This is a genomic window from Pseudomonas fluorescens, assembly GCF_000967965.1.
GTDB lineage: Bacteria > Pseudomonadota > Gammaproteobacteria > Pseudomonadales > Pseudomonadaceae > Aquipseudomonas > Aquipseudomonas grandcourensis.
The window spans coordinates 165,193-183,942 of the sequence record NZ_LACC01000017.1; the positions used below are offsets into that span (position 1 = coordinate 165,193).

At 61.0% G+C, this 18,750-nt stretch carries 17 protein-coding genes; 5 read left to right on the forward strand and 12 right to left on the reverse strand.

The window, feature by feature from the left end; genetic code table 11:
* Both VC35_RS29775 and VC35_RS14970 read left to right on the forward strand, forming a co-directional pair.
* Positions 1 to 403, forward strand: a 403-nt coding sequence (locus tag VC35_RS29775) for a hypothetical protein (protein ID WP_221174487.1), incomplete at its 5' end; no start/stop codon positions are given.
* A complete protein-coding gene (locus tag VC35_RS14970) occupies positions 400 to 1,746 on the forward strand; it encodes a Fic family protein (protein ID WP_046041095.1) in 1,347 nt (448 codons plus the stop codon). The genes VC35_RS29775 and VC35_RS14970, both read left to right, overlap by 4 nt.
* A 45-nt stretch (positions 1,747 to 1,791) precedes the next feature.
* Here the strand turns inward: VC35_RS14970 and VC35_RS14975 are convergent, their stop codons facing one another.
* From VC35_RS14975 to plsB, 3 genes are read right to left on the reverse strand one after another with little or no spacing between them, the layout of a single operon-like run.
* The gene (locus VC35_RS14975; RefSeq protein WP_007990313.1) at positions 1,792 to 2,481 is read right to left on the reverse strand and encodes a DUF4197 domain-containing protein; all 690 of its coding nucleotides are present in this window, start codon (positions 2,479 to 2,481) and stop codon (positions 1,792 to 1,794) included.
* A 27-nt stretch (positions 2,482 to 2,508) separates the two neighbouring features.
* On the reverse strand, positions 2,509 to 2,907 hold the full coding sequence (locus VC35_RS14980) for a YbaY family lipoprotein (RefSeq protein WP_046041096.1): 399 nt from the start codon (positions 2,905 to 2,907) through the stop codon (positions 2,509 to 2,511).
* A 51-nt stretch (positions 2,908 to 2,958) separates the two neighbouring features.
* Positions 2,959 to 5,463, reverse strand: a complete 2,505-nt coding sequence (plsB, locus tag VC35_RS14985; RefSeq protein ID WP_046041098.1) for a glycerol-3-phosphate 1-O-acyltransferase PlsB — start codon at positions 5,461 to 5,463, stop codon at positions 2,959 to 2,961.
* Positions 5,464 to 5,699: 236 nt separating this feature from the next.
* Here plsB and VC35_RS14990 point away from each other — a divergent pair, with 236 nt between their 5' ends.
* Positions 5,700 to 5,909 (forward strand): cold shock domain-containing protein, encoded by a 210-nt coding sequence (locus tag VC35_RS14990; protein ID WP_007954750.1) that lies wholly within the window; start codon positions 5,700 to 5,702, stop codon positions 5,907 to 5,909.
* Positions 5,910 to 6,045: 136 nt separating this feature from the next.
* Here the strand turns inward: VC35_RS14990 and VC35_RS14995 are convergent, their stop codons facing one another.
* The 4 genes from VC35_RS14995 to VC35_RS15010 all read right to left on the reverse strand — a co-directional run bounded on the left by VC35_RS14995 (position 6,046) and on the right by VC35_RS15010 (position 11,262).
* Positions 6,046 to 6,423: a hypothetical protein gene (locus tag VC35_RS14995; RefSeq protein WP_046041100.1), complete on the reverse strand. Its 378-nt coding sequence runs from the start codon at positions 6,421 to 6,423 to the stop codon at positions 6,046 to 6,048.
* 76 nt (positions 6,424 to 6,499) lie between these two features.
* Positions 6,500 to 7,309: a putative RNA methyltransferase gene (locus VC35_RS15000; protein WP_046041101.1), complete on the reverse strand. Its 810-nt coding sequence runs from the start codon at positions 7,307 to 7,309 to the stop codon at positions 6,500 to 6,502.
* On the reverse strand, positions 7,309 to 8,460 hold the full coding sequence (gene dapE, locus VC35_RS15005) for a succinyl-diaminopimelate desuccinylase (RefSeq protein ID WP_046041102.1): 1,152 nt from the start codon (positions 8,458 to 8,460) through the stop codon (positions 7,309 to 7,311). Before dapE ends, VC35_RS15000 begins: the two co-directional genes overlap by 1 nt.
* Before the next feature lie 210 nt (positions 8,461 to 8,670).
* Complete coding sequence (locus VC35_RS15010) at positions 8,671 to 11,262, reverse strand: glycosyltransferase (RefSeq protein ID WP_046041103.1); 2,592 nt, start codon at positions 11,260 to 11,262, stop codon at positions 8,671 to 8,673.
* A gap of 264 nt (positions 11,263 to 11,526) precedes the next feature.
* On the opposite strand from VC35_RS15010, the gene tcdA reads away from it, so the two are divergent.
* Positions 11,527 to 12,345 carry a tRNA cyclic N6-threonylcarbamoyladenosine(37) synthase TcdA gene (gene tcdA / locus VC35_RS15015; RefSeq protein WP_046041104.1) on the forward strand — a complete coding sequence of 273 codons (819 nt, stop codon included), beginning with the start codon at positions 11,527 to 11,529 and terminating at the stop codon, positions 12,343 to 12,345.
* A gap of 103 nt (positions 12,346 to 12,448) precedes the next feature.
* On the opposite strand, the gene VC35_RS15020 is transcribed toward tcdA, so the two are convergent.
* The 4 genes from VC35_RS15020 to VC35_RS15035 form a co-directional block, all read right to left on the reverse strand.
* Entirely contained in the window at positions 12,449 to 12,853 is a 405-nt protein-coding gene (locus tag VC35_RS15020; protein WP_046041106.1) for a SufE family protein, read from the reverse strand.
* Positions 12,850 to 14,055, reverse strand: coding sequence for an aminotransferase class V-fold PLP-dependent enzyme (locus VC35_RS15025; RefSeq protein WP_046041109.1), 1,206 nt, complete (start codon positions 14,053 to 14,055; stop codon positions 12,850 to 12,852). Before VC35_RS15025 ends, VC35_RS15020 begins: the two co-directional genes overlap by 4 nt.
* Positions 14,056 to 14,217: 162 nt before the next feature.
* The gene (dapD, locus tag VC35_RS15030; protein WP_046041111.1) at positions 14,218 to 15,252 is read right to left on the reverse strand and encodes a 2,3,4,5-tetrahydropyridine-2,6-dicarboxylate N-succinyltransferase; all 1,035 of its coding nucleotides are present in this window, start codon (positions 15,250 to 15,252) and stop codon (positions 14,218 to 14,220) included.
* Between the two features lie 32 nt (positions 15,253 to 15,284).
* Positions 15,285 to 15,593, reverse strand: a complete 309-nt coding sequence (locus VC35_RS15035; RefSeq protein WP_259674438.1) for an arsenate reductase — start codon at positions 15,591 to 15,593, stop codon at positions 15,285 to 15,287.
* Between the two features lie 259 nt (positions 15,594 to 15,852).
* On the opposite strand from VC35_RS15035, the gene VC35_RS15040 reads away from it, so the two are divergent.
* Positions 15,853 to 17,484 (forward strand): Na+/H+ antiporter, encoded by a 1,632-nt coding sequence (locus tag VC35_RS15040; protein ID WP_046041282.1) that lies wholly within the window; start codon positions 15,853 to 15,855, stop codon positions 17,482 to 17,484.
* 9 nt (positions 17,485 to 17,493) lie between these two features.
* On the opposite strand, the gene dapC is transcribed toward VC35_RS15040, so the two are convergent.
* On the reverse strand, positions 17,494 to 18,690 hold the full coding sequence (gene dapC, locus VC35_RS15045; RefSeq protein WP_046041114.1) for a succinyldiaminopimelate transaminase: 1,197 nt from the start codon (positions 18,688 to 18,690) through the stop codon (positions 17,494 to 17,496).
* Positions 18,691 to 18,750 lie beyond the last annotated feature (60 nt).

Sequence of the window (18,750 nt, forward strand, 5' to 3'; positions counted from 1 at the left end):
CGCTCGGCCTGATGAGTGGTGTGGAGCGTGGGTGTACGCCGACCTGCCTTTGCTCTTCTGTGGGAGCGAGCTTGCTCGCGATGGCGGCCTGACAGCCGACCAATTCCTTGCAGATGTACTCAGCACCTGTGGGAGCTGGTTTGCCTGCGATGGCGGCCTACCGGCCGGCCTGATTTTCCTGACCGTGCTCAATTCAAAGTGTGGGAGCGAGCCTGCTTGCGATGACGGCTTATCAGTCAAAACCGTCGCTGCCATTTCAGCAACCGTGACTGCAAGAACCTGTACCAACCAGCGGGCATTCATTGTTCCTACATCTATCTCGGACCCGTCTGATATTGAGGCTAAAAAGCTCAGGTGTTGTACTCAGTGCCCGGTTTCACGCATGTTTGAGACAGCACCATGAAAAATCCACCCACTTTGAGGGGCCGGTCCGATCCGGTGTTTGATCGGCTGTTGCGATCGCCTCACAAGGAACGTCTTTCGCAATACCTCGCTTTGCTCAAGCCTCTGGACGATCAGGGGCGTTACCTGCCGTTCGATTCATTGCGCTACCGCTGGGCGCCTGGGCTGGATTCGAAGCTGTGCTGGGCCTTGGTCAAGAAAGCGCGGACTGCACAGTATTCGAACCTTTTGCCATTGGGTGAACCGGCGTGCTGGCTGAAATTCATGCTGACGCCGCAGGCGCAAAAAGCCATTTCCGTAGTGGATCGTCAGGCGACAACCGCAGTGCTGGAATACATGACCGGCCAGATCGGCGAGCGTGCTCATTTCAGCTATTTGCTCAATGATCTGATCGAAGACGAGGCTATCAGCAGTAGCCAGCTCGAAGGTGCGGCCACCACGACGCGGGTGGCCAAGGACATGCTTAAGCGCCATCGCTCGCCGCGCACACCGGATGAGCGAATGGTCATCGGTAACTTCAAGATGATGAATTTCGCCTGGGAGCAGCGTTACGAGCCACTGAGCATTGAGCTGATTGCAGCCATGCATCGGGTTGGCGTCGAGGGCATCGACGATTCGCAGTACTCGCCTGGAGCGTTCAGGACCAACGATGACGTCGTCGTCCAGGATGGCGAGGGCAACACCGTGCATTCGCCGCCGCCTGCAACAGGGCTCGTGTCACGTTTGCAGGTGCTGGCGAAGTGGATCAATCAACCCCACAACAACCCTCATCAAGCGGACTATCTTCATCCACTGATCAAAGCCATCGCGCTGCATTTTGTCCTGGGTTACGAGCATCCATTTCGCGACGGCAACGGTCGGGTAGCGCGCGCGTTGTTTTACTGGTTCATGTTCAAAAATGACTACTCGGCGTTTCGCTACATCGCCATCAGTGTTTTGTTGCGCAATGCGCCGTTGAAGTACGGGCGGTCGTATTTGAATACCGAGGCCGATGACCTGGATCTGACCTACTTCATCGATTTCCAGTGTTCGGTGGTATTGCGGGCTGTGGGCAGTTTTACCGGGACGTATCGGAAAAGTCTGGACGATGCGCAGCAATTTGATTGCTGGCTACGTGAAAGTGGTTTTCTCGACCAACTCACCGAGAAACAGCGGGCGTTGTTTCAAGTGGCCAGAAGCGGGATGGCCAAGGAGTTCACGGTGGTCAACGTGAAGGAGAATCTGGGTTGTTCCTACAACACGGCGTCAGCCACGCTAAATGGGCTGGTCGCGTTGAAGTTGTTCGAGAAGCGCAAGATGGGGTGCGAGTGGGTGTTCTTTCTAAGACCCGTATCAGCGGCTTGAACCTTTGTGGGAGCAAGTCTGCTCCCACAGGTTTTGTGTCGCGGCTTAGAGCGTACCAAACACCTTCTTCGCCAAACTGGTCGCCGCAGCCGCCGGGTTCTGGCGGATGGTTTCTTCCTGTTTGCCGATCATCTCGAACAAGCCATTCAGCGCCTGCTCGGTGACGTAGTTTTCGACGTTGGCATTTTTCGCATCTACTACGCCCATGGTCGCCGCTTGCCCGGCGAACGAGTTGTACTGTTGGGCCAGGCCAACCTTGTCGGTGGCCTGCTTGACGATGGGCAGGAACTTGGCGCGGATCTGTTCGCGGCTGGTCTTGTTCAGGTATTGGGTGGCCGAGTCGTTGCCGCCGCTGAGGATGCCCTTGGCATCTTCCACGGTCATTTTCTTCACGGCATCGACAAGGATGGGCTGGGCCTGGGTCACGGCAGTTTCCGCCGCTTTGTTCATGCTGGCTTCCAGTTCATCGACCTGGTCACCCATGCCGAACTGTTTCATTTTGCTCGCGACCTTGCCCAGTTTGCCGGGCAGTTCGATTTTCACGTCGGGGTTGTTGCTGAACCCCCCCGGGGTGCCAAGTTGTTTCACGGCCAGTTGCGCGCCTTGGGTCAGCGCGTCCTTGAGTCCGCCAGTGGCGTCTTTCTGCGACAGGTCACTGAGGGACAGCGCCAGGGCGCTGGCGGAGATCATCAAACCTGCACACAGGCCGGCAAAGCGAAGGGTAGGGCGGAGCATAACAACTTCCTTTTTCGAAAAAGACACTTAGCGGGCCGGATCGACACGGACCTTCAGTGGTTGTGGATCGGAGCCGTCCAGGCGCACGGCATGATTCTCGGTGGTGATGAACATCAGTTTGCCATCGACTTCGATGCGCGCGCTCACCGAGTATCGGTGGTTGGGCTCTACCTTCAGCGGGTCGTAGCTGAGGTGGAAGGCCAGAGGCACCTGGCCTTTGACCTGGCCGCGTTGTTCGTCGATGACCTTCGCCGGGGCATCGGCGAGTGAAATGTCCTGCAGGCTGATGCTCAGGACCGCCGTCGGTGGCAGGGCGATGCGTTGCAGGTAGAAGACTTCTCCATCGAGGGAGGCCTTGGGCGCCGGTGTCGGATGCTGGCAGGCAGTCAACAGCAAGGCGGCTACGATCAGGGGCAGTTTTTTCATTGAAAGATCTCCGTATCGAGGGCGCCAGAACCGACTGGCGCCCTGATCAATCTAGACGGTTTCGACCGGTGGAGTGGGTTGGTCGGCGGCATCTTCACTGCGATGCAACGCCACCTGACGAATCGACAAACGAATCTCCGCCGGCAAGACACGTTTGGCCGCGCCTTCGGCCAGTTCACCGAGCAGTTCGTGATAGCTCAGCTTGCCCGCTTCATCGCGCTTGAGCACGTCGAGGTCGAGCATCGTCTGGATGAAGTGGCGGAACAGGCTCTTGTCGAAGAATTCCGGGGCGTTCAGGCCATGCAGGATCGACAGGCGCTGGGCCATGACCGTGCACAAGTCCTCCAGTTCTTCGGCGCTGATGCTGTTCTGGCCACTGTTGAGCAGCAGGGACACGGTCATGTAGAAGCGCTGCAACGTCTGGGCGATGCTTTTCGACAGCAGGGTCAGCAGCACGAAATGCCGCGAGCTCGGCGCCGGGCGCAGGTACAGGTCATTCTCGAAACGCAGCAGGCCTTGCTCGACGAACGCCTCCAGCCACTGATCGATCACCGCATCCAGTTCGTCCAGCGACCAGCGAATGAACAGTTCCGCTTGCAGGTACGGGTACAGCGCGCGGGTGTAGCGCAGGATCTGTTCGCGGCTCATGCGCGAGGTGCTCTGGAAGAAGCTCGCGAGCAACGCCGGCAGCGCGAAGATGTGCAGCACGTTGTTGCGGTAGTAGGTCATCAGGACGGCGTTCTGTTCGTCCAGATAGAGAATCTTGCCCAACGCATCGCTCTGCTCGGACAGCAGGTCCATGTCTTTCACATGCTCGATCAGCGCCCGGCCATCGCCTTCCGGCAAGGTGGTGTGCGGCGAGTACGGGACCTTGCGCAGCAGCGCCAGGTACAGGTCCAGCACCCGCGCCATGGCCCGGTCATCCAGCGCCAGGCGGGTGGTCGACAGCAGCGCCAGTGCCACCAGGTTGACCGGGTTGATCGCCGCCGCTTCGTTCAGATGCCGGGCGACTTTTTCGCCAAGACGGTTGGTGGTTTCGTTGAGCCAGGCCGGTCTGAACTGCGGACCGAGTTCCTGTTGGCGCCAGTCCGGCTGTTCGCCGTCGAGGAATTCCGCCAGCTTGATCGGCTCGCCGAAGTTCACCGCCACCTGGCCAAAGCGCTGCTTGAGCGCACCAATCACTTTGAAAATATCGAAGATCGACTCTTTTTTCTTGGCCGCACCACGCAACTCGCCAAGATAGGTTCGACCTTCCAATACGCGCTCGTAGCCGATGTATACCGGCACGAACACGATCGGCATGCGCGACGAACGCAGGAAGCTGCGCAGGGTGATCGCCAGCATCCCGGTCTTCGGTTGCAGCATGCGCCCGGTGCGTGAGCGGCCGCCTTCGACGAAGTACTCCACCGGAAAGCCCTTGGTGAACAGGGTATGCAGGTATTCGTTGAACACCGAGGTGTAGAGCGGGTTGCCCTTGAACGTGCGGCGCATGAAGAAGGCACCGCCGCGACGCAGCAGGCCGCCGATCACCGGCATGTTCAGGTTGATGCCTGCGGCAACGTGCGGCGGGGTCAGGCCGTTGCGAAACAGTAGATAGGACAGCAGCAGATAGTCGATGTGGCTGCGGTGGCACGGTACGTAGATCACTTCGTGACCCTGGGCGACCTTCTGCACGCCTTCGATGTGGTTGACCTTGATGCCGTCGTAGATCTTGTTCCAGAACCAGCTCAGCACCACTTCCATAAAACGGATCGCAGTGTAGGTGTAGTCCGAGGCGATTTCGTTGCCGTAGCGCAGCGCCTGGGCTTTGGCTTTCTCCGGCGAGATGTTCTCGCGCTCGGCTTCGTCGAGGATTGCTTGTTTGACCTGTGGCTGGTTGAGCAGGCCCTTGACCAGGTTGCGGCGGTGGGAAATGTCCGGGCCGATCACTGCGGCCTTCAGGTTGCGAAAGTGCACCCGCAGGATGCGCTGGGCCATGCGCACGGTGCGCTCGTGACCCTTGTCGTGCTCGATCAGTTCGCGCAGGTGGATCGGCGCGGAGAACTGCACGCGGGTCTTGCGTCCCAGCACAATGATGCTCAGCAAGCGACGCAGGCGCCCGGTAACGGCCCAGCTGTCGGCGAACAGGAGTTTCCATGGGCTGTTTTCGCTGTCCGGCGATTGGCCCCAGAACACGCTGACCGGAATGATCTGTGCGTCTTCGGCGGCGTTCTGGCTCAGGGCGCTGACCAGGCGGGTCAGTGTCGGCGGTGCACCGCGCTTGTCCTGGCGGCCGAGCCAGTCCGGGTCCGGCGTCAGGTAGAAGAACGCGGCAGGTTCCAGCAGGTTGCCCACCGATACCGGCAGCACCGGGCGTGGCAGGCCAGCCTTGCTGCACTCGGTGTCGACCACGGCGAGGTCGGTCAGCGAAGGGTTTTGCAGGACGTAGAACACCGGACGACTGCGGTCGAGGTTGAGGGTGAACGACGACTGGTTGATCGTCTCGGAGCGAACCCAGAGGTACAACAGTCGGCGCAGGGTGCCAAACACAAGACGGCGGAACGGGGAGCGGGTCATACGGCTTCTGCGTGAGTGAATAAAACCAAGCAATTGCTTGGGCGGCCGATAGTGTGCCGGATTCGCTTAAAATCGGCAAAAAAGCGGCGAAGTAAACTCCTGTTGAGAGTTTTAACGTCTGTCATATACTCGGTGCTCTGTCGCCGTTGCCCTCATGGGACCGGTATGCGCAGGCTGACGTTCCCGAGGCTTTCCTGCGAAAAGCCCGACCAATAATAAAAAGGGAGTATGAACAAATGGCAACACGCGAAACCGGTAATGTGAAGTGGTTCAACGACGCCAAGGGCTACGGCTTCATTCAGCGCGAGGACGGGGTGGACGTGTTCGTGCACTACCGCGCGATTCGCGGTGAAGGCCACCGTTCGCTGACCGAAGGCCAGCAGGTTGAATACGCGGTGGTGGAAGGGCAAAAGGGGTTGCAGGCTGAGGATGTTGTAGGTCTGTAAACCAAATCTTCAGAACACCCAAAAACACTGTAGGAGCGAGCTTGCTCGCGATAGCGGACTGACATTCAACATGGAAGTTGACTGAAAGGGCCTCATCGCGAGCAAGCTCGCTCCCACAGGTTCGGTGTGTAGGCTTTTACGCGGTTTTCCAGGTGATCTCTTCTTCACCATCGGCGCTGATGCGAATCCAGCGGTCCGCCGTCTCTTCACCTTCTTCCTCGACCCAGGTGCCCGGTGCGCAACGCACTTCCACGTTCAGAGCGGCAAACGCGGCGCGGGCGCAGGCGATGTCGTCGTCCCACGGGGTCTGGTCGCTTTCCAGGTACAGGCTGTTCCACTTGCCGACGGCTTTTGGCAGCCAGGTCACCGGCACGTTGCCGGCCTTGCACTTGTAGGTCTGGCCCTTCTGGACCCAATCCGTGCACGGGCCCAATGCCGCGCCGAGCCAGGCGGAAATGGCCTTGTGGTCGACGTCGGCGTCTTTCAGGTAAATCTCGATATCGGGTTGGCGCATGGATGTCCTCACTGCGGGTCTGAAAAATCCATTCGCGGATTTAGCCGGTCTCGGGCACTCGCCCGAAACCAAAAGGTTATTGAAGAACGAAATAATCGTAGCGCATTGACACGGTGGTCTCGAACGGCTCGGTCTGCTCGATCACCGCCGCACGACGCTCGGCACTGGCACGCCAGCCGTGGGGCGTCATCGCAAGCAGGTTGGCGCGGTCCTGCGGCTTGTCCAGCGTCAGCTTGAACGTCAGCGTCTCGCTGTGCGCCAGTGCCATGCCTTCCGGCACCAGGTCCAGATGCTTGTCGTCAATGTACTCGCGGACTTCGTCGTACAGCCGCTCACGCAATTCCATCAGGTGGCCGCTGGTCGGCCCGACTTTCATCAGGCCGCCGCCAACACTGAGCAGGCGTTTGGCTTCTTCCCAATCCAGCGGGCTGAAGACACTGGCCAGGAACTGGCAACTGCCGGAGGCCAACGGCACCCGCGCCATGCTGGCGATCAACCAGGTGAGCTGCGGGTTGCGTTTGCAGGCGCGTTTGACCGCTTCGCGGGAGATGTCCAGGGCATAACCTTCGGCATCTGGCAGGGCCTCGGCGATTTGCGCGGTGTAGTAACCCTCACCACAACCGATGTCCAGCCAGTGCTGTGGTGCGTAGCCGGCCGCCAGCTCCGCCAGACGCTTGGCCACCGGGGCGTAGTGCCCGGCGTTCAGGAAGTCGCGGCGGGCTTCGACCATTGCCTGGTTATCCCCAGGGTCGCGGCTGTTCTTGTGCTGCACCGGCAACAGGTTCAAGTAACCCTGGCGCGCACGGTCGAAACGATGCCCGGCGGGGCAGGCCACGCCGTTGTCCACCGCGTTCAGCGGCTCACTGCAGATCGGGCACGCAAGCATCAGGCGAGCAACTTGATCAGGGTCTGGTAGTAGATCTCGGTCAGCACGTCGAGATCGGCGGCCAGCACGCGTTCGTTGACCTGGTGGATGGTCGCGTTGACCGGGCCCAGTTCAACCACTTGGGTACCCATGGTCGCGATGAAGCGGCCATCGGAGGTACCACCGCTGGTGGACGCTTTTGTTTCGCGACCGGTGATGTCCTTGATGCTCGCCGACACCGCATCGAGCAGCGCGCCCGGTTCGGTGAGGAACGGCAGGCCGGACAGCGCCCAGTCGATGTGCCAGTCCAGGCCGTGCTTGTCGAGGATGTCGGCGACGCGCTTTTGCAGACCTTCGACCGTCGATTCGGTGGAGAAGCGGAAGTTGAACACCGCCACCAGGTCACCCGGGATCACGTTGGTCGCACCGGTGCCGGAATTGACGTTGGAGATCTGGAAACTGGTCGGCGGGAAGAAATCGTTACCGTGGTCCCAGTGCTCGGCGGCCAGTTCGGCCAGGGCCGGGGCAGCGAGGTGGATCGGGTTCTTCGCCAGGTGCGGGTAAGCCACGTGACCTTGAATGCCGCGTACGGTCAGCTTGGCGCCGAGGGAGCCGCGACGGCCGTTCTTGACCACGTCACCGACCAGGGTGGTGCTCGACGGTTCGCCGACGATGCACCAGTCCAGACGCTCCTTGCGCGCGGCGAGGCGTTCAACCACTGCCTTGGTGCCGTGGTGCGCCGGGCCTTCTTCGTCGCTGGTGATCAGGAAGGCGACTTTGCCCTTGTGATTCGGGTAGTCGGCGACAAAACGCTCGGAGGCGACGGTCATGGCGGCGAGGCTGCCTTTCATGTCGGCGGCGCCACGGCCGCAGAGCATGCCGTGTTCGTCGATCAGCGCGTTGAACGGTTCGATCTGCCAGGCCGCCACCGGGCCGGTCGGGACCACGTCGGTGTGGCCGGCGAAGCACAGCACCGGACCGTCTTCCTGGCCGTGGGTGGCCCAGAAGTTATCCACATCCTCGATGCGCATCGGTTCCAGGGTGAAACCGGCATCGCCCAGGCGCTGCATCATCTGCTTCTGGCAATCGGCGTCGATCGGCGTCACGGACGGACGGCGGATCAGGTCGATGGCGAGTTGGAGGGTCGGCGAAAGGTCGGCGTGGGCCGTCATGGAGAACTCCGAAAGCTGTAAATGTGGGAGCGAGCCTGCTCGCGATAGCAATGTCACTGTCAACATAATGGTTGAATGTGACGGCCTCATCGCGAGCAGGCTCGCTCCCACAGGTATTGGGTCTGGCCCTTAAGCCAAGCCCCGCAAAATGGCGCTTATCTTAAAGCAAAACGGCGGCCATTGGCCGCCGTTTAGTGCATCCGCGCAGATTTAGACGACAGGTGCCGTTTCAGGCTCGGCGGTCGGTTTCGGCAGCGACGACAGGAACGCCATGATCAGCGCCGCCAAGTATGGCAACGACTGCACCAGCAACATGGTCACCCAGAAACGCATGTCGTTGCTCGGCATGCCGTTCACCAGGAAGATCCCCAAGGCAGCGCCCCACAACAGCAGCATGATGAACATCTCTTCCCGGGCTTCCGAAATCGCCACCCAGAAGCCGTGGTTGTCGGCATTCTTCGGTGTACGGAAGAACGGAATGCTGCTGGTGAAGAAGCCGTACAGCACCGCTTTGGCGATGGTGTGGGACAACGCCAGACCGGCCAGCGCCGCGCAGAAGGCATCCTTCAGATTCACTCCAACCGCACGACGGTAGAGGAAGATGATCTTGGCGACCTTGAACACGAACAGCGCCAATGGTGGGATTGCGAAGATCAGCAGCGGCGGATCGACCCGTTGCGGCACGATGATCATCGCCGCCGACCACAACAGCGCGCCGACGGTGAAGAAGATGTTCATGCCGTCTGCCACCCACGGCAACCAGCCCGCGAGGAAGTGGTAGCGCTGGCCACGGGTCAGCTCGGTGTCCTTGCCGCGCAGCAGGCTGGCGGTGTGACGCTTGATGATCTGGATCGCACCGTAGGCCCAGCGGAAACGCTGCTTCTTGAAGTCGATGAAGGTATCGGGCATCAGGCCCTTGCCATAGCTGGTGTGGTAATACGCCGCCGACAGGCCTTTCTCGAATACCCGCAGGCCAAGCTCGGCATCTTCACAGATGCACCAGTCGGCCCAACCCAGTTCTTCGAGCACCGAGCGACGGGTCATGGTCATGGTGCCGTGCTGGATGATCGCGTCGCGGTCGTTGCGAGTGACCATTCCGATGTGGAAGAAGCCTTTGTATTCCGCGTAGCAGAGCTTCTTGAAGGTGCTTTCGTTCTGGTCGCGGTAATCCTGCGGCGACTGCACCACGGCGATTTTCGGGTCGGCGAAGTGCGGCACCATGTGCTTGAGCCAGTTCGGGTGCACGCAGTAATCGGAGTCGATCACCGCGATCACTTCGGCATCTTTGGCGGTGTGCGGGATCAGGTAGTTCAGCGCGCCGCCCTTGAAGCCGGCCAGCGGTGCCACGTGGAAGAACTTGAAGCGCGGGCCGAGGGTTTCGCAATAATCGCGCACCGGTTCCCAGACCGCCGGGTCCTTGGTGTTGTTGTCGATGATCAGGACTTCGAAGTCCGGATAGTCGAGATTGGCCAGGGCGTTGAGGGTCTGTTTGACCATCTCCGGCGGCTCGTTGTAGCAGGGCACGTGAATCGACACTTTCGGGCGGTAGCTGGAATCGCCTTCCACCGGCAGGAACTCGCGCCGGCGCTTGTGCACCCACACCGCTTCGGCCAGTTCATGGGCTTCGGTCAGCAGCACGATAAACACCCCGAGCGCACCAAGGGCGAGCAAAAAGCCCACCGTCAGGCTGAACCAGGTGCTGTATTGCTGGCTGTAGTCGTAACCGATCCACACCAGCACCGAACCACACAGGAACGCAGTGAAGGTCAGGAAGGTACGGCCACGCTGGCGCAGGGCCGAGCCGTCGATCATCAGCAGGGTCAGCGACAACAGCGCCAATACCACCGAACCAATGGCCAACACGCGCCATTGCGGAATCGCGACCACCGGGCCTTCGAAGTTGAACTTCTGCTGGCGCGCGGCGTTGAACACGCCCCAGTAGGCGCCGACGGAACCTTCGTCGCTGGCTTTCCACGGCTGGTCAAACGCTTCGATCACGAAGTAGTTGAAGCCCTGGCGGTTGAGCTTGTTGACCAGGGTTCGCAGGTAGATCGCCTGGTCTGCCGGTGAGGCGTCGGCGCCACCGCGCATGCGGCCGTTGCTCGGCCAGCCCACTTCGGACAGCAGCAGCGGCTTTTTCGGGAACATTTTTTTCAGGTCGCGGGCACGGTCCAGAACGAACTGCTGTGCCTTGTCCACCGGGATAAATTCCCAATACGGGAGGACGTGCGCGGCGATCAGGTCGACGTGCTTGGCCAGTTCGGGGTGCTCTTCCCAGACGTGCCACTGTTCGGACGTGGTGACCGGTACTTTGACGGCGGCACGTACACGGTCGAGCAACACGCTGAGTTCGGCGGCGGTGATTTCCTTGCGGAAGATCGCTTCGTTGCCGACCACCACACGAACCACGCTGCGCGAGGAGTTGGCGATTTCAATGGCGCGGGTGATTTCCCGTTCGTTGCGTTCCTGGTCCGGGCTGATCCAGATCCCCAGGGTGACCCGCAAGCCGAACTCTTCCGCCAGTTTCGGGATGTCTTGCAGGGTGCCATCGACCGAGTAGATGCGGATGTTGTCCGTCAGCTTGCTCATGATCTCCAGGTCGCGACGCATTTGATCGTCGGTCGGGTACTGGTCTTTCTGCGGGAACTGACCCTGCTGGAATGGCGAGTACGAGAAGCCGGAGATCTGTTCAGGCCAGTTGGGGGCGGTGACCGGGCGGTTGATCAGCGCCCAGAAGCCGGTAAACAAGGCAGCGATGGCGAGCACCACGACCAGGTTGAGTCCAAATTTACGCGATGACATAGTTATTTCGGGTTCCAAAGACTGTGGAACGAAGGAACGGTTGGCGGTCGCCAAGGGGCGCGCATCCTACACCGGGCATTCTCTGGTCGTACAGCGGACAGGGAATTGCCGGACATTGGGCAATCCAAGTCGGTTTAAGTTCTTTCGTTAGAGCGTGTAAGGCAAATCTTTGTTCGACGTGGTTTTCGTGGATGTTGCCCGTTCATAGCGCAATGATGCTCTTGGGCGCCGACAGCCCTATAATGCGCGCCGGTTTTTGGGGTAATGGTCATGAGTACAGAAGATCCGCGGTTTGCTGGCATCGCCCGTTTGTATGGCATCGAAGGCCTTGAGCGCCTGAAAGCGGCCCATGTGGCGATCGTCGGCGTCGGTGGCGTCGGTTCCTGGGCGGCGGAAGCCATGGCTCGTTGTGGTGTGGGCGAGATTTCGTTGTTCGACCTCGATGACGTCTGCGTCAGCAACGCCAACCGCCAGTTGCACGCGCTGGACAGCACGGTGGGCAAGCCCAAGGTCGAGGTGATGGCCGAGCGTCTGCGCGGGATCAACCCGGACTGTACGGTGCACGCGGTGCCGGACTTCGTTACCCGCGACACCATGGCCGAGTACATCACGCCGAACATCGACTGCGTGATCGACTGCATCGACAGCGTCAACGCCAAGGCCGCGCTGATCGCCTGGTGCAAGCGCCGCAAGATCCAGATCATCACCACCGGCGGCGCGGGCGGGCAGATTGACCCGACGTTGATCCAGGTCTGCGACCTCAATCGCACGTTCAACGATCCGTTGGCGTCGAAAGTGCGTTCTACGCTGCGCCGCGACTACGGCTTCTCACGCACCGTGACCCGCCACTACAGCGTGCCGTGCGTGTTTTCCACCGAGCAACTGCGCTACCCGAAACCGGATGGCAGCATTTGCCTGCAGAAGAGTTTTGTCGGTGATGGGGTGAAGCTCGACTGTGCCGGCGGGTTTGGCGCGGTGATGATGGTGACGGCGACGTTTGGCATGGTCGCAGCGACCAAGGCTGTGGACAAGATTGTGGCGGGTGTGCGGCGGCCGGCGGAGCGGGTCAAACCGCAGGTCTGATCTGTAAGGCTGATGGCCCCATCGCGAGCAGGCTCGCTCCCACATTGGAATGCGTTCCCCTGTAGGAGCGAGCCTGCTCGCGATGGGCTGCGAAGCAGCCCCTTTATTGAGCCAACTCCCGCATCCGCTGAAGCACCGCATTCAAGCCATTGCTACGAGACTCGGACAACTGCCGCCCCAGCCCCAACTGATTGAACCAGTCCGGCAAATCCACCTGCTGCAACTCGGCTGCGGACAAGCCGTTGACCCGCGCCAGCAGCAACGCCACCAACCCGCGAATCAACCGTGCATCACTGTTGGCGCTGAATTGCCAGTGGCCATCGCGCAATTCGCCCACCAGCCACACCTGGCTTTCACAGCCGTGCACCCGGTTGGCATCACACATCTGCGCATCACTCAACGCCGGCAGGCGCTCGCCCCATTGCATCAGCAGGCGTGCGCGTTGTTCCCAGCCGGCCGCTTTCTGAAAGGTGTCCAGTGCTGTCACGGCATCGACGGGCAGGTTCATCGCAATAGCTCCAGCGCCTGATCCAGGGCTTCAAAGAACCGCTCCAGGTCTTCGGAGTCGTTGTACAGCGCCAACGACACCCGAATCGCTCCGGCCAGCTCAAAGCGTTTGAGCAGCGGCATCGCGCAGTGATGGCCGGCACGCACCGCGATCCCTTGTTCAGTCAGCAAATGCGCAAGATCGGAGTTATGCACACCTTCGACGGTGAAACTGGCCAGTGCCACTTGTGGTTTGCCCAACAGGCGAATGCCATTGCGCGCCTCAAGGCCCTTGAGCAGGCAGGCATGCAGCGCCGCTTCATGGGCGGACACGGCGTTCTGATCGAGCCCGGCGAGGTAATCCAGGGTCGCTCCCAGGCCGATCACACTGGCAATCGGCGGTGTCCCGGCTTCGAAACCCAACGGTGCCGGGCGAAAGCGTGCGTCGTGGTAATTGGCATCGAGCACCATTTCGCCGCCGAACTGCCAGGGACGCAGTTGTTGCAGCGCGGTATTGCGCCCGAACAGCACGCCCAGGCCATCGGGGCCGTAGAGTTTGTGGCTGGAGAACACGTAAAAATCGCAGCCCAACGCTTGCACGTCGTGACGGCCATGGACCACGCCCTGGGCGCCGTCGATCACGGTCAGGGCGTTGTGCGCCTTGGCCAGTGCCAGTAATTCAGGCAGCGGCTGCCACGCACCAATCACGTTGGACAGTTGACTGACGGCCAGCAGACGCGTGCGTGGGCCGATCAAACCGGCGGCGGCTTCAAGGTCGATCACGCCGTCGGCATCCAGCGGCAGGATCACCAGTTTCAGGTCGCGACGGTGCACCAGTTGCTGCCAGGGCAGCAGGTTGGCGTGATGCTCCAGGGCGCTGATGACAATCTCGTCGCCCGGATTGAAAAGATGTTCCAGGCCGTAGGCCAGGAGATTCAGCGCGGACGTCGCGCCGTGGGTAAAGATGATCTGCCCGCAATCACCAGCATTGAGCCATTGTGCGACTTTGCGGCGGCTGTCCTCGAACGCCTGGGTGGCGTGGGCGCCGGGCAAATGCTGCGCCCGATGCACGTTGGCCGCGCCGTTGGCGTAGTAGTGCGCCAGGGCATCCAGCAGGGCTTGAGGTTTTTGCGTGGTGGCGGCGTTGTCCAGATAGGTCTGGTCTTGCCGTTGCAGGGCGGCGATGGCCGGAAAATCGGCACGCCATGGAGAGAGAATCATCATGTTGTTCGGCCCTGGTGAACATGGGCGGGCGTACGCCAGACCCCTGTAGGAGCGAGCTTGCTCGCGATGGACGTGAACGAAAACGCGCATTATCTGAATAACCGCGTTGCCCTTACGTTTTTCACGAGCAAGCTCGCTCCTACACAGGTGATCGTGTAACGCTTAGTTGTGAGCGTGCAGCGCTTCGTTCAGTTCGATGGCCGATTTGTGGGTTTTGCATTCCACGGCACCGGTCTCCGAATTGCGACGGAACAGCAGGTCCGGCTGGCCAGCCAGTTCACGGGCCTTGACCACTTTGACCAGCTGATTGTTCTCGTCCAGCAGCGCCACTTTGGTACCAGCGGTCACGTACAGGCCCGACTCGACGGTGTTGCGGTCGCCCAACGGGATACCGATACCGGCGTTGGCGCCGATCAGGCAGCCTTCGCCAACCTTGATCACGATGTTGCCGCCGCCCGACAGGGTGCCCATGGTCGAGCAGCCGCCGCCCAGGTCCGAACCCTTGCCGACGAATACGCCAGCGGATACGCGGCCTTCGATCATGCCCGGGCCTTCGGTGCCGGCGTTGAAGTTGATGAAGCCTTCGTGCATCACGGTGGTACCTTCGCCCACGTAAGCGCCCAAGCGCAGGCGCGCAGCGTCAGCGATACGCACGCCGGCCGGAACCACGTAGTCGGTCATTTTCGGGAACTTGTCCACCGAGAACACTTCCAGCAGCTCGCCGCGCAGGCGGGCTTCGAGTTGCAGTTCGGCCAGTTCGCTCAGGTCGATCGCGCCCTGGCTGGTCCAGGCCACGTTTGGCAGCAGCGGGAAGATGCCGGCCAGGTTCAGGCCGTGCGGCTTGACCAGGCGATGGCTCAGCAGGTGCAGCTTGAGGTAGGCCTCAGGGGTGGACGACAGCTGGGCGTCTTCGGTCAGCAAGGTGGCAACCAGCGGCTTGTGGCTCTCGGCCAGGCGGGTCAGCAGGGCAGCCTGGGCAGCGTCGACGCTTTTCAGCGCTTCTGCCAGTTGCGAGGCCTGGGCGGTGCTGAACGCGATGGCCTGATTGCCTTCGGTGTAGCCCAGGATCGGTGCGATAGCGGCGAGGACTTCAGCCGATGGCTTGAGTACCGGGGCGGCGTAGAACACTTCCAGCCATGCGCCTTGACGGTTTTGAGTGCCGACGCCGAAGGCCAGGCTGAACAGGGTAGTGGACATGTGTATACCTCTAACAAAATTGAACGGGCTGCTTACTTGAGCGCGGCCGCGTAGATATCTGGCTTGAAGCCAATCAGGGTTCGGTCACCGAGATCGAGCACCGGGCGCTTGATCATCGAGGGTTGTGCGAGCATCAGTTCGATGGCTTTCGTCTGGTCGAGATCGGCTTTGCGTTCGTCGTCGAGCTTGCGAAAGGTCGTGCCTGCACGGTTCAACACCACTTCCCAACCGTGCTCGCTGCACCATTGGGTCAGGTGTTCACGGTCGATACCGACCGATTTGTAATCATGAAAGTCATAGCTGACAGCGTGTTCATCGAGCCAGGTGCGCGCCTTTTTCATGGTGTCGCAGGCTTTGATGCCGAAAAGGTGCAACGTTTTGCTTGAAACGGTCAAGGAATTGCCCCCTTTGCAGGTGCCGTAAATGTAAAGGTGACGGATTATGCCATGTGCATTGAGTTAAAACGCAAAACCTGTGGGAGCAAGCTCGCTCCCGCAGGGATTGGCGCGTTCCGGGTGCGACATAGGTGCAAGGGCCACCGGTAGTCTAAGCGGCTAATATGGCACTTCAATGCTGTCGATTGCCCGGGAATCCCGCTTTATGCAAACCGCCTACACCGTCCTGATCCTGTTGATGCTGGTCGGCGTTTCGCGCCTGATCGGACGGGTGGTTCCGCTGCCGTTGCCGTTGGTGCAGATTGCCGCCGGAGCCTTGCTTGCCTGGCCGACGCTCGGCCTGCATGTAGCCCTGGATCCCGAACTGTTCCTGTTTCTGTTCCTGCCGCCACTGTTGTTCTCTGACGGCTGGCGCATGCCCAAGCGCGAATTCTGGCACTTGCGCGGCCCGATCCTGACCCTGGCAGTGGGCCTGGTGCTGTTCACCGTGGTCGGCGCCGGGTATTTCATTCATTGGCTGCTGCCCGGTGTGCCGTTGCCGGTGGCGTTCGCCCTGGCGGCCGTGCTGTCGCCGACGGATGCGGTGGCGGTGTCGGCCATTTCCCGCAATCGACTGCCCACGCCTTTGATGCACATCCTGCAGGGTGAGGCGCTGATGAACGACGCATCAGGCCTGGTGACATTCAAGTTTGCCCTGGTGGCGGCGGTGACCGGCGTGTTCTCGCTGGCCAATGCCAGCCTGACGTTCGTACTGGTCGCGGTGGGTGGCCTGGCTGTCGGGGTGGCCCTGAGCTGGCTGGTCGGCCGTCTGCGGGCGTGGATGATCGCGCGGGGCTGGGATGATCCGGCGACGCATGTGGTGTTCATGTTGTTGCTGCCGTTTGCCGCCTACGTGCTGGCCGAGCGCATGGAAGTGTCGGGCATCCTCTCGGCGGTGGCGGCGGGGATGATGCAGAGCTGGCTCGACCTGCTGCCGCGCCAGACCAACACGCGCTTGCTCAACCGAAGTGTCTGGTCGCTGCTGGAGTTCGCCTTCAACGGTTTGATCTTCCTGCTGTTGGGTTTGCAGTTGCCGGACATCATCAAGGCGGTGGCAAGTCACGAAACCTCACTATGGCCGACGTTGCTGTATCGCGGGCTGGACGTGGTGGCGATTTTCCTGGTGCTGCTGGCTTTGCGGTTCGTCTGGGTGCAAAGCATCTGGCGGCTGTCCATTTTTGTGCGGCGTTGGCGTGGCAAGGCTGAGATAACCCGGGTGCCCAGCGCGCGTTCCTGTTGGTTACTGACTGTCGGCGGCGTGCGCGGGGCCGTGACGCTGGCGGGAGTTATGTCGGTGCCGATATTGATGGGCTCCGATGCATTTCCCGAACGCGACTTGCTGATCTTTATTGCTGCCGGGGTGATTCTGCTGTCGTTGATTGCGGCCTGCATCGCGCTGCCACTGTTGTTGCGTGGCATAGAAGCCAGCCCGGACGACAAGCGGCGCAATGAAGTGCGCGACGCCTGGCGCAAGACCGCCGAGGCGGCCATTCATGCGCTTGAGACAGAAGAGGTCAACCCGCAGGACGCAGCTCAATCCGCGCTGGCCGCTGAGCTCAAGGCGCGAATCATGTCCGAGTATCGGCATCAATTGGAGGTATTCAACGATTCCGCTGAGGCGCAAGCCCTGGCGTTTCAGATGGACTTGCTGGAACGGCGTTTGCGCTTGAAGGCGCTGCGGGCGCAACGCCTTGAGTTGTATAGCCTCAGTCGTCATCACCAGATTGGTGATGACGTGTTGCGTGAGGTGTTGGGGGAGCTGGATCTGAGTGAGGCCAAGCTTGGCCAGGTGAAGTAAACCTGGCTGTTACCGGCGCTGGATGAACGCGCGAATACGCTCGGCAGCCTCGACACATTCTGCCAGCGGTGCAACTAATGCCATGCGCACGCGCCCGGCACCCGGATTGACGCCATCGACATCCCGCGACAGGTAAGAACCCGGCACCACGGTCACGTGCTCCTGTTCGAACAGGTCACGGCAGAACGCCGCGTCGTCACCGGCGACATTCGGCCACAGGTAGAAACTGCCATCCGGACGCTGTACGTCCATGACCGGGCTGAGGATTTCCAGCACCGCATCGAACTTCTCGCGGTACAGCGCCCGATTGGCGCGCACATGCACTTCGTCATTCCACGCAGCAACGCTGGCCAGTTGGGTTTGAACCGGCATCGCGCAGCCATGGTAGGTGCGGTAGAGCAGGAAGCCCTTGAGGACGTCGGCATCACCGGCCACAAAGCCCGAGCGCAGGCCCGGCAGGTTCGAGCGCTTGGACAGGCTGTGGAACACCACGCAACGCTTGAAGTCCTTTCGACCCAGTTCCGCGCAGGCGCTGAGCAGGCCTGGCGGCGGGGTTTGTTCGTCGAAGTACAGTTCGCTGTAGCACTCATCGGCGGCAATCACGAAGTCGTATTCGTCGGCCAGGGCGATCAGCTTTTTCAAGGTTTCCACTGGAATCAAGGCGCCGGTCGGGTTGCCTGGCGAGCACAGGAACAGGATCTGGCAGCGTTTCCAGATGTCCGGCGACACGGCGTCGAAATCAGGGTTGAAGCCGTTTTCGTCCAGGCAAGGCAGGTAATGCGGCTTGGCCCCGGCGAGGAACGCCGCGCCTTCGTAGATCTGGTAGAACGGGTTCGGGCTGACCACCAGCGCGTCATCGCCACGGTTGACCACGGTCTGGGTGAAGGCGAACAGCGCCTCGCGGGTACCGTTGACCGGCAGCACGTTGCGCGCCGGGTCGATCCAGCCCTTGGGGACATCGAAACGACGCTCGCACCAGGCCGCGATGGCTTCACGCAGCTCCGGGATACCGAGGGTGGTCGGGTACACGGCCATTTTTTCCAGATTGCTGGCCAGGGCCTCGGCGACAAAGCTTGGCGAACGGTGTTTCGGCTCGCCGATGGACAGCGCGATCGGACGCTTGTCCGGGTTCGGCGTCACGCTGCCGAGCAGGGCGCGGAGTTTCTCGAACGGGTAGGGCTGGAGCTGGGACAGAGCGTTGTTCATCGGGGGCCTCGTTCAATGTGGGAGCGGGCTTGTGGCGAGGGGGCTTGCCCCCGTTGGGCT